Origin of the sequence: Dyadobacter chenhuakuii (assembly GCF_023821985.2) — a bacterium.
GTDB lineage: Bacteria > Bacteroidota > Bacteroidia > Cytophagales > Spirosomataceae > Dyadobacter > Dyadobacter chenhuakuii.
On record NZ_CP098805.1, the window covers coordinates 209,765 to 221,883 of the forward strand.

Consider the following 12,119-nt stretch of genomic DNA (forward strand, 5'->3'; position numbering starts at 1 on the left):
AATGGTAAACGTCCTCTGGAGGAGCCAGGCAGAATACTGGTGTGTAGCCTTGACAGTTCTCGATGAATTATAACAAGCTACTTAGTTGTTTGGCATTCACAATAAATGTTGGTTTAGTTGGAGAATTGCCACCAAGGGAAGACGAAATGGTTATGAGACCCTCTGCATTAGGATCAGAAACGGATAAGTCATAAATTTTATCTTCCAAACTTGCCGATTTTTTTATACTACCAAGCCGTTCTGTTGAGAAAATACCGTTTGAAGATTTGTAATAATAAACTATAAAATTAGCAGCCATCAAGGCATCGCCTTTTCCGCCGCTTTTTGATGTGACGGTTACCAACCAAACTCCCGGACCCTTAAGTTTATATTTTATACCATTTGGAATTGAATTGTTTGTAGAAGCTATACTTGCAACTTGATTTGAGATATCGTCGATCTGGGGGGTATCGGATTTTTTTGAAGCGCTCTCAGTTCGCAAACCGGCATAGTTGTCGTATGACTCTGTTCTCAAAGAACCGTCCAATTTTAATATCTTATTGTCGTTTTTGACACTTCCAGGCGTGATCTGATAAACATCTTTAAATATATCTACTCCCGAGAAATTCAGCGAAATTTGCTTGCCTGGTTCGGCATAAGCAACATATAAGTCGAGTATTTTGGCGTTATCGGGAAAATGAGTTGACTTTCCAATATTTTGAACAGTTATCTGTCGAAAATCACGACTGGTCTGCTGCAATTCTGTTCGGATTAGCGCAACGAAATCCGGGGCGGTAAGATTGATGTGTATGTCTCTTAAAGACAATGTGGCACCAGGAGATGCGCAATGCCAAAGATGGGTCAGGTTGGAAGTGCCTTCTATAAAGCAATTTTCAAAATTTGTAATGTTGTTTCCTACCTGAAAAATCCGACCAACATCGTTCCGTTTTATGACTTTGGTAATGTAGAAATAGCATCCTTGAAATCTGTGATTGGAGCCATTGCCTACAATGAAAGCGACGTCAACCGGGGACTTGTCCATGTGAAAGCGGCATCCAATAAATTGAATGTCGTCTTGGTTTTGTCCCAGGTTCAACATTTTACCTGTAGCTCTCCAAACACAATTTATGAATGTGGCGCCCGTAAGCATTCCCGGGACAGCTTTTTTACTAGCTCCGCCGACGGTAAATGAATCCTTGTGAGTGTTGTAAAAATAAACATTCTCATATACGGTTATGGAACTTCCCTGGGCATCCCCGGAACTGCCTATAATTTGAAGCCCTGCCACATCGTTCGCATCCAGCTTCACATTTTTTAAGAATTTCCTTTCCCCGCCGGCATAGTTGTCAATCATAAATTGCCCTTTGAATTCCTTCGAGGCTTTGATGATTGCACCCTGATTGCTGTTTCCATTAATAGGGCAGGAGAAAGGTATTGGTGAGTTGATCAGAAAGGTGCCATTGGGAATGAGTATTCCTTCTTTGTTAGCTTTGGCCGCCTTGATAATGGGTTCCGTATCATCTGTTTTCCCATCTCCGACAGCACCATACCAGCGGATATTAACAAATCCATCGTATTGTCTCACGAATCTTTTGTTCCCGGAAACGATCACCATGCTACTGTCATCGGGAGCAGTGCTGGCAGGGTCGTAACGGAAATTGCCTGAACGAAGGCCTTCGTCAATGTATACAACACTTGCAATTTTCGGTGAGGAGGAGCGTAACTCATTCATTGTCATGAAAGGAATACGGTGCCCCATATTTTCCTCCATGTTGTCTAATGCATCCGCAACATGATTTGTTCTTACCTTGCCATCGGCTTCATTCCGAATTTTTTCAGTAAACTTATTAGATCTGTTTTCCCGGGAAATAGAATCCTTTTTCTGAGCGGCTGCTAAAAAAGAAATACTAATCAACAACAGTGACAACGATAATTTCATGCTAATGGAGCTTTGACCTTACCTAAGCAACGCTCCAGTCTTAGCTTATATTGGGCGTTCTGTCAGAAAAGGTTCTCCTGCACTGTTAGCTTGTTGTTTTCACGGAATAGTTACCCAAAAACTTCAGTTCACCTTCAACATGAATTTTTTTAGCTATTATATTGTGTCCAACTTCGACAATGTGGCCGCGGTTAATTCTAATTGCATCGGCAGCAGCAGGGACGCGTCCGTTCGACCAAGTCGAAGGATTGATCCAGGATCCTGAGGAAATAGATTGTACTAAATCGGAAAATAAGGAAGTTGTGTTGAAATTCCTGTAAAGGACTTGTTCGGTTGATGAACTTGCATTTCCAAACCAGTCATTTAAAATATCTGAATAAACCCGCCGGAAATCAATTTGCATTTTAATGTCGCGATTAATTTCTGACGGACCAGGCAGTTCAGGCAAAAGACCATTCACCAGATCAGGATTTGTTCCAATAATTTGACGTTTGATACCGGTCCCGAAAACAAACATTGGCGCGGCAATGCCGTGATCAGTCCCTTTTGACGCATTTGAAGTGGCTCTCCGCCCAAAGTCGGAAAACGTGAGGCCAATCACCTTGTTCTCTGTTCCTTGCAATTTCAAATCGTTTTGAAATGCGGCAACTGCATCAGATAGTTTTTTCAATAACTTAGCATGAGTGCCTTCAACTGACGTTGTACCTACCTGACCCGAATGCGTGTCAAACCCCTCCAGTTCGACATAGTAAACTTTTGTTCGAAGCCCTCCGTGTATTAGTTTGGCTACAATTTTGAGTTGCTCCGCGAGATCGTTCGCCTCAGCTGCTGGGGGATAAGCAGCGAGATTCGTCCCAGCATCGGAAGCAGCTTTGATTTCCGATGCGTACCCAACGGACAGTAATTGTTGCTCGCGTACATATGCTATCAGATCGCCAGGATCACAGCAAGGTAAATCACTTGACTGCTGTGTTGGTGAACCGACGATTTGATAGAAGTTACCAGGAGTTTTTATGTTAATCGCCGTCGACTGCTGGGATCCAAGTAAAGTTGTGGTTGCAACATACCCGATCTGAAGTGCTAAGGGATCCTCCATGTTCGAGTTGGGGTATCCTTGCGGATAGCCGGGATAGTTTTTCTCAAGAAACCTACCTGCCCACCCGGAAGTGGCAAATTGATTCGATTCTACACCCGTCATGTAAATATCTGCCGACCTGTTATGGGATTGATTTGGGTTAGGGTAGGAGACTGAATGTACAATCGCTAGCTTACCTTCGTCGTACATTTTTCGCATTCCAGTCATAGCAGGGTGTAATCCGGTCTCTAAATTACCCTGAAGACGCAACACGTTACTTTCTGGGATAGCAATATTGCTGCGTAGTGAGTAATAATTAGAATAATGCTCTATTGGAATTACTGTATTTAATCCATCATTACCACCATTCAAATATATTATTACCAGAACCTTATCGTCGGCAATAGCATTTGTTTTTAGTATTGATTGAATCAACCCCGAATTTTTGCTGACTGATCTCAGGCTAAATCCATTCAGTGCAATAGGGAGCAAGGACGCTGATGCGGTTGTTAGAAACTGTCTTCTTTTCATGGTTCGTTGAATTAAAAAACTTGGTATTCAGCCATCCTGAACATATGTTTAACCAGCCATTGGCATCTTGATACGACCGTGTTTCTTTTCGAAGTGTCGGTAGGCGTAGTACGATACGCATTCCATTCCCTATCCCAGGAGGTTCGCGGAATGCCTCTCATCATAATTGTATCTATTAAAAAGTTTTGTTGACTTTGGCTTAACTCAATTGCAAAAAGATTTTTGGAGAAATCTTTGAAGACCACATCAATCGAAATAGGAGGAGTACCGGTGACGTCAGAAAAATTTGGTTGAAGAGCAGTCAAGCGTTGAATAAAATTAATGCCCAGCATTTGTCCGGGCTTGATTTCCATCCATGGGACAACGAATCCATCAGAATGCTGCCCTCTTAATCCCAGCGTCGTCCCATTTATCCAATTTTTAGAAAAGCCGGTTTGATAATAGGGGACGGAGCCGAAAACTAATGGCTGGTCCAGGAAGCTAAGTTGCATTGTTGTCATGTTCCAATACAGATAGTTCATGACTTTAAAAAATGCTGCATACTCAGTTGTAATATTTGGAATAGGCTGATTGATCATCCTGAGTGTGCCAATCATAAATTCTGCGGGAGATTTAAGAATTGCCCCTATGTTGTTAGTTGCAAAGAAAATCTGACTTGTCAGCAACTTTCGAAGGACAGGAGTTATTGCGAAATTGTTTTGGGAACTGGCAAAAAAGGTCGCCAAAGGAACAATGACCTGACTTTCAATTTCTGGGGTGACATTCGGATTTACGTACCACCTGTAGAGCTTTCTACAAATATGTTTCGGCATTTCCGGATGACGGAGCAACATGTCAATAAGCTCATTTACTTCGGTGTCTCCGGCAGTGTTATCATTTCTGCCTCTTATAACCGTATCATTGTATTTGGATGAAAAGACCTTGTCCGAAGTGTCGTGTCGTGTCAAATTAAAGGCTGGATCTGTACTTACTGAGCCGGCTTTTTTATAATTTGGAACTTGCCATCCCGACAGCACCCGGGCGGCTGCTTTAACATCTTGTTCTGTATAATTATCGTTTCCCTGAAAGTCCTTTTGTCCGACTGTGAAAAGCTCCTGTAATTCACGGCCATAGTTTTCGTTTGGATGCGCCTTAGTATTTTCACTTCCATTTTGGAATATTAACATTCCAGGGTCTTTCGTAATACCGACCGCAAGGGTTCTAAAATTCCCAAGCGCATTTGCCCGTAAGAACCGGATATATCTGTTTACCAGTCGGTAATCACCTACACTAGAATGCGCCACCACAAAATGATTCTGCCAAAAGGCCGTTAATTTTTCCAAAACGGACGGCTTCCCGTCCTGCTTGCACATTAATCCAATCCACCAGTATTTGATGTACATACTATAATCATATGTCCGAGTTGCATCGTAAGGATTTGATAGAAATAGCTGGCCAGCATTTGGTCTGGTTTCGTCCATTTCAACCGGCGGCGGCGGAGATGCGGCATATGTGGAGTTGCTGATTAATTTGTCAACAGCCTCCGTAGCCGTAAGCCCTGTAAACTCAGCTATTTCGGAATTCGTTGGGCCAAAGGTGACTCTTCTCAATAAATGAGCAGCTGTACTGGCGGTAAGCTGTTCACTATATACGTCCAGGTACGACATATTTGCGTTGATTTTGCTTTTACTGTTGATATGAAGTGTTCTAAAAACACAAATATTATTCTAATATAATATAGAATTAACTCTACAAATATAATGAAAGTTGTAATAATACTGTGATAATAAAGTTGTGTTACAAAAGTTTTTTCTAGTTTGAGCACCAGATAAAATTATGGCCTTGGATAAATCGCCCTACCAGATGTAGGCTTCCATTTTGAAGTGGCCTGGATTTAGCCGTGAACTCTTATTTAACTAGATCATTACTGCCAAAAAAAATGGCCGGAATTTCTTCCGACCATCACTGGCGTATGGCGCCTTGTTTAATTAATTATTTGCAATGCCTCTATGAAGCTGATCGAACATCCGTTTCGTTTCCCGGTTTAATACTTGAGTTCTTTCATCTTGGATATAACCCGATTGGCAACTATTTGATAGCCATCGTTATTCAAGTGAGTGCGATCTGCTCGTAATCCCATCGGAAAAACTCCGTTTTCGATCTCAACTTTATCCTGATCCGTCGGAGTATAGTTGACAGCCGTCATTTCAGTAGTAGTTGGTGGTAACATTGGCACATACATATCGCCATATTTAGCTTCTAAGTGCGAGTTTAGCTCCGAAATCCATTTATAACGATCAGTGGTCATAGTTTCTAAGAGGCCAGCCAACACTCCGAGAATAATAAATCTTTTAGGCTCAGCGATGTAAGCAACACTATGTTCGATATTAGAGAGGATGTCTGAAATCACTGTTGCACCGGCAACGTCGTTGCGACCATACCATAGAATCTGAGTAGCAGTTTTTGCTTTTTCAGCATTTTCAAGGATTACCAACGAGTCCTCTGGTACCGCCGTTGTACTGGCAACATCAGGCCTTATTCTGTAAGTCTCCACAGTTGGATTACCCTTACCATTTCGGATAATGGTGCATTTAACGCCAGCTACAGTCACCTTCCTAGTTAACTGATTTACCGTTGCTGCCGTGGAAAGGAATTCGTTTGATATTTTGGTTATAGGAATGGTCTCAGCTCCCCTGAATGCATTTCCTTCAACAGAAATTTTCAACGGCAACCCACCTTGCCTAGCAGCTATTTGAGCGCTGTTTTGACCTCCAATTGCATCTATAAAGACGGGACGGTTATCGAGACTTTTCCCAACAGCCGTTCCGTATGAGGCTGATCCACCAGAACCAACAGTCAAACTGTCACCGAAGAATGCAAGTGTTTTATCAAGTTCTGGTTTCGGTTCCGGACTTGGGGCAGGTCCTGGATCATCACCTTCACAGCTCACCAGAAAAAACGAACTTAGCGCCGAGAATCCGGCAAGCTGAAGGAAGCTTCTTCTTTCAATTTTGCTTAGTATAGCTGGATCTGTGTATATGTTCTTTTTCATAGGCATTATTATTTGCAAATGATAGTGATATCAAAGAAATCCCCTTTTAATAACGCTAATACTTACGCCGGTAGAGTTTTTGTATAATTTACCAATGTCTGATGCAAGCACAATCTTTCCATTAAGATTTCGCATTGTACCTAATCGAAGAGGGAAATTTAGATCAAGCATGGCAGAAGTTTGATTTATACCTTCCGGAAAAGGGCGATCATAAATTCCCAGATTCTTAGAGTATGATACTTTCGCAACGACACTCACTTGGTTGACTTGGCCAGCAATACCCGCATGAAAGACTTTTACCCTATTATTGTTAGAAAAGAAATATACTGATGGTTGTGGCAGATCTTGTCGTGTAGCAATCTTTGGAGTGATAAAGGGAGTGCCGATTGTATTTTCCTGATAGACCCATCCTTCGAATTGAGTGTGGTTAAGATAATTATCTCTTCCTCTTGGCCCACCGTCCAGATCGAAGCTGTTGCCACCCTGGCTTACAGTATATAAATATTCGAAAAGAAGAGACCTAAGATAAATCTTTGACGAACTTGGTTTACGAAGCTTGAGGGTGACACCATTCAGGCCATCGCGGATGTTCGCTTTTTGATACAAAGAGCCATCATCATAAAACGATTGTCGGTAAAACATCAGATTCCAATCTGCCGATCGTATTTCCAGGGCAACATCAATAGAACCAAGATGATTACCTACCCGGTTACCCCTGTCTATTAAGTCATATTTTGTGGGATCAACGTAGCCAAAGGTAGGAATGCTTTTGCCGGTAAATACATACCAATAGTCAATCCAGTCTTGGGGATTTTTTTTGCCAACAGTCCATCGGTTAGATGTTATCACAGTACCGCCCCATTGCACATTATGATTGAATCCACCGGAAATTGCCACTGGCCATTTGTCTTTTCCGAACCTTAAATAAAACGCTTTCTGATGCGAGTAATGATTTCGCACAACTGCATTGGCATCAAACCATCCGTGATTGATAAAGCCCTTAAAGGCAACCAATCCTTTAAGTAAAGGAACATAGTTAGTGAAACCAATTTGGATCATAGGAATAGGTATACTATTCCCTGACTGAATGTACGACCCGCTGGTCAACGATGAATCGCCAACGATTCCAATAATTTGTTTTTCCCTTCCTCCAAGAATTTCAAAACGTTTGTATTTCGCCTTTATATATGCTTGCGGAACAATTACACTTGAACTTGCACCAAGATTTATCCACGTGTCAATTCCATAACCCCAATCCCAATTTTTTTTGGTATAATCGGACATAATGCTGCCAGAGAGAAATACGTTGGGATTTTTTTCCGGCACTACTCCAAATTGGTTCGAACGCAGCCAAAATGGGGTCTGTGTGGCAGTAGCAGCTGTAACACCTCCTCTTAAACTGTATTGGATGTTTTTCCTGGTTGAATCAACCGACGTTAACTCTGCCTGTCCATGCAAAAATCCAAACGTCGACATCACAATTGCAAGGGTTAGAACAGATTTTATATTATGCTCTCTCCGTCTGAACTTGGGATAATACATGTGATGTTTGTATAAGGTGAATCAATTTATCCTCGAAAGATTGAAGAATTTTATCTTTCGTTAGCACGTCCTCTGCATATCTTCGCGCGTTGGTCCTGTATATGGTAAGGTCTGACGTCAAAGCCAGGTCAATTCCATTTTTTAAAGCGGCTACAGACTCAGGTTCTATCAATATTCCCAGATTGTTACGTTTTACCGTATCATAAAGTGACGTATTTGGAAATGCTGTGACAATAGCGCACCCACCTGCTGCAAGAATCCCTGTTAGCTTGCTAGGCATTACTAGGTCTGAGGCAGACTTCTTTTGTAATACAAGATGAAGATCTGCTGTAGCGAGAAGCGCAGACAGTTGTTCAATTGGCTGCAGTGGAAGAAAACTTACATTGGTTACATTCAACTCCGCAACCATTGTTTCTAGTTTTAATTTTCCTCCACCTGAACCCACTATCAAGAACTTGATGTCGCTCCTGTTTTTATATAGGGCGGCCGTCTCTATAATAAGTTCCAACCCCTGTTTTTCTCCCAAATTTCCTGAATAAAGAATTACTTTATCGTCCAATTCGATCCCGAATTGTTTGCGAAGTGAATTCTCCTTTGAAACCGGATGTACTACTTTCTCATCGACCCAATTCGCGAAAAGCATTATTTTTGAAGACGGGAATCCCTTCAATAAAATCTTCCTCCGCATTCCGGGGCTAATGGTTGATATGGCGGAACAGCTTTTTAAAAGAAACGATTCAAGTTGGAACATAACTTTTAAAAGCCATGGATTTCGAATCATTCCAAGTTCCTTCGCAGCATCTATCTGTAAATCCTGAACATGAATAACTAGTTTTGAATTTTTAAGTTTTGAATAGATCAAAGCCATAAAACCCAGATGGAATGGGGGAGAAACACAAATGACAATGTCATATTTTTTCGCAAATAGGAGTTTAAGCCATATCGGTAAGCTGCTGATCAAGAACGAAAATTCATGAATAATCCTGGTTAGGGACGTAATCTTTTTAGGTACATAAAGTGGACAGCGATAGACCTCGACGCCTTTAATTGTTTCTTTCTTCCAAAAAGTATTTTTATAATTATCGTGAATATTCCATTCAGGGTAATAAGGCACAGCTGTAATGACTGAAACGTTATGCTTTTTATCAGCCAGCCATGACGCCATCTCACCAGTATATTTACCGATTCCTGTTAACTCCGGAGCGTAGTTAATGCCGTATATTAAAATTCGCATTATTCAATTTCAGTTTAGTTGCATTACCATCGTAAATACGTCAGGCAGATATCCCTTTTTCTTCCTTGTTCAGCCACTCAATCGTTTCTTTGCTACCATCTACGCGCCTTACGGGAAGTACTGGGGCTAATAGTTGTATAGGTCTTAAATCATGGATATTGTCTGTTGTCATATTTCGTAGCCTGAAGGAGGTCATAGGAAACTTAATACCAATGGCTTTCAATATGTCTCCAAATATTGCTGCTGACCTGAATAGGAAAAAAGGCACGGTCCTGATTTTTATGTTTGCTATATCAGCTATTTCATCAGCCCATTGGGTAATGTCATAAGGCTCGTAATCGCCAATATAAAACACCTTTGAGTTTACTGCGTCGCTAGGAGCATCGACTAATGTTGTAATTTGAAATACAGCGTTTGTCACAAAACCATAAGTCTTCTTGCATGCCTTAGCGCCAAGGTGGAAGTATTTTCGAGATAGAACTATTTTAAAAAATAGGTTATACGGCTCTCCAAAATAAGGCCCCCAAATGGATGTTGGCCGTATAATTAACCAAGTATAGGCAGGATTTCTAGCCTTTATAATTTTCTCCGTTAAAACTTTGCTCTCGCCATAGACAGTATGTGGCAAGTAATCGGAATCACTTTTAGGGCTGTAACCTGGTTTACATACATACATGGAAGACGCAAATATTACCCTTTGCAGATCAGCAACTTGATCCAGTGCGTCTAGTAAATTGGTTACACCGTCTGAGTTTGTACTATAGTCGCTCAAAGTCTCACCATTGAGGTCAGTTCTGGCAGCTAAATGAATCACATACTGCGGTTGAAAGCTGGTTATAGCATTTATAAGCGCCGATCTATCACGAATGTCCACATTTTTCCAAAAGGCAATATGGGCGGGATTTTTTGGGCTGAAACTATCAAGGTTTAAAACGTCGTTATTTGCTGCTATCAAAGCTTGAACTACATGAGTCCCAATGAAACCAGACCCGCCGGTAATCAGATATTTGGCCATAAATACAAATGATATATTTTAAATCCTGTCTTTAATAGGTCTGGCCGGTGTACCGACACAAACTTTCCCCGATGGCATGTTTTGCAATACGGTACTTCTTGCTCCCAACACACAGCCTCTACCAATTCTAACGCCGGGAGCAACGTATACGTCGTTAGTGATCCAGCACTCGTCCTCTATTATCACCTCTTCACTAAATATGGGAAACGACTCAACTTTGTAATCATGCCCTCCTGTGTTTAAATACACTTTATGTGCAATCGCTACATTTTGGCCTATACTGATTTTACCTAAATTGTAAAGCACAGTATCATCACCAATCCATGTATTGTCGCCTACCGACAGATTCCATGGATATGTTACTTTAACTGTTGATCTGATTAAGACGTTTTTGCCAATCTTGGCTCCAAAACATCTTAGGAGAAACCTTCTCCACCCATATAAGACCTGGGGAGACCAGGAGAAGGCAGATGATTGTATCATCCACCAAAGCTGAACAACTATTTTAGACCTCCCACGAAAATGGGCTGGGACAGAAAACTTGCTTAAATCCTGATAACTCATGATAACTTATTCGTTGTTTTAGCTGGTTGCAGGATTTGCTGAAACATTTGTTTTGCAGCCTTTTCAGTAGTAAAAAGTTCTTGAAAAGTATTTGAAGCATTTTTACCCATTATTTGCTTTTCAGCACCCGATAGCGCAACCCAACGCATAATAAGACTTGCGGCTCCGGATGCATTATCGGGCTCAATCATTCCTCCTTTTCCTGCGTCTATTTCACGCCAGATATTAATTTGATTAGAAATGAGGACAGGCTTCTCACAAGCCATTGCTTCAACCACGGCAATCCCAAAATTTTCCTGATGACTTGGCAGAATAAATGCTTCGCAACCGTAAAATGCTCCCCATTTGGCATTTCCGCGCAGCATTCCCGGAAATAGTATATCAGTGGTATTTGAAGCCAGGACTAGAAGTTGATCTCCGTAAGATGTCTCCATTCCAGGTCCTGCAATGACCAGCTTTGGTAATGATATTCCTTTTTGTTTTAATAATAAGTAGGCCTTGATAAGTAAGTCAACACCCTTTTTCTGGTCGATCCTGCTTAGGAATAGCAAATACGCATCGTCCCCCAAAGTAGGGCAAGCACTCCGGAATGCGATGTCCATATCGGTTGTGTATGCTGGCGGAGCAATGATCCCGTATCCAACATTAATTTCTTTTTTTGGACGATATGGTCTGAATGGACGCCTGGCAAGTCGTAATTCCTCCAAACAGGTAAATAACACGCCATCCGAATTATTGACCACATCGCTTTCAAAGAACTTCCAGAAAAAATAGTTCCTTATTGCTTTGATCCGCCGTTCTTTGGCTTTTTGAAACCATGGATCGAGCATGCCATGTGGCATTACATAAATAATAGGAGTGGCCTTGTTAGGAAATTTTTTCTTGTAGATAGCGGCGGCTTTGTTAACGGCATAGCTATGATATTGCCAAAGACCATGGATAATGACAATGTTGTAAAGGTGAAAATTTGATACTAAATGTGGAATGAGCTTTTCGCAATAACCCCATGGTCCTTTGGATGGGCCCAATGCCTTAATAGGGAATGAATCCATTCCTAAATAATCGGCATCTTGAGCATCCATACAAACCACCTCATTTTCAATACCCAACTTTGTAAGCTCGGGAATCGAATTCCTGATTCCTTGGCACGGGCCTCCAATAGAAGGATCCATACTGGGTATAACTCTTAGTATTTTCATCAAATCACAA

General features: G+C 41.4%; 9 protein-coding genes. All 9 read right to left on the bottom strand.

Annotation, left to right across the window (positions count from 1 at the left end):
* Positions 1–67 precede the first annotated feature (67 nt).
* The 9 genes from NFI80_RS00935 to NFI80_RS00975 all read right to left on the bottom strand — a co-directional run bounded on the left by NFI80_RS00935 (position 68) and on the right by NFI80_RS00975 (position 12,109).
* Positions 68–1,918 (bottom strand): glycosyl hydrolase family 28-related protein, encoded by a 1,851-nt coding sequence (locus NFI80_RS00935; protein ID WP_235164366.1) that lies wholly within the window; start codon positions 1,916–1,918, stop codon positions 68–70.
* Positions 1,919–2,003: 85 nt separating this feature from the next.
* A complete protein-coding gene (locus tag NFI80_RS00940) occupies positions 2,004–3,524 on the bottom strand; it encodes a DUF1501 domain-containing protein (protein ID WP_235164367.1) in 1,521 nt (506 codons plus the stop codon).
* Positions 3,525–3,535: 11 nt separating this feature from the next.
* Complete coding sequence (locus tag NFI80_RS00945) at positions 3,536–5,170, bottom strand: DUF1800 domain-containing protein (protein WP_235164368.1); 1,635 nt, start codon at positions 5,168–5,170, stop codon at positions 3,536–3,538.
* Positions 5,171–5,547: 377 nt separating this feature from the next.
* The gene (locus NFI80_RS00950; protein WP_235164369.1) at positions 5,548–6,555 is read right to left on the bottom strand and encodes an SGNH/GDSL hydrolase family protein; all 1,008 of its coding nucleotides are present in this window, start codon (positions 6,553–6,555) and stop codon (positions 5,548–5,550) included.
* A 30-nt stretch (positions 6,556–6,585) separates the two neighbouring features.
* Complete coding sequence (locus tag NFI80_RS00955; RefSeq protein WP_235164370.1) at positions 6,586–8,031, bottom strand: capsule assembly Wzi family protein; 1,446 nt, start codon at positions 8,029–8,031, stop codon at positions 6,586–6,588.
* A gap of 31 nt (positions 8,032–8,062) precedes the next feature.
* Positions 8,063–9,331 carry a WcaI family glycosyltransferase gene (locus NFI80_RS00960; protein ID WP_235164371.1) on the bottom strand — a complete coding sequence of 423 codons (1,269 nt, stop codon included), beginning with the start codon at positions 9,329–9,331 and terminating at the stop codon, positions 8,063–8,065.
* Between the two features lie 40 nt (positions 9,332–9,371).
* Entirely contained in the window at positions 9,372–10,346 is a 975-nt protein-coding gene (locus tag NFI80_RS00965) for an NAD-dependent epimerase/dehydratase family protein (protein WP_235164372.1), read from the bottom strand.
* Between the two features lie 18 nt (positions 10,347–10,364).
* Complete coding sequence (locus NFI80_RS00970) at positions 10,365–10,910, bottom strand: WcaF family extracellular polysaccharide biosynthesis acetyltransferase (protein ID WP_235124403.1); 546 nt, start codon at positions 10,908–10,910, stop codon at positions 10,365–10,367.
* Positions 10,907–12,109 (bottom strand): glycosyltransferase, encoded by a 1,203-nt coding sequence (locus tag NFI80_RS00975; protein WP_235164373.1) that lies wholly within the window; start codon positions 12,107–12,109, stop codon positions 10,907–10,909. The genes NFI80_RS00970 and NFI80_RS00975 overlap by 4 nt, the downstream gene beginning before the upstream one ends.
* Between the last annotated feature and the right edge of the window lie 10 nt (positions 12,110–12,119).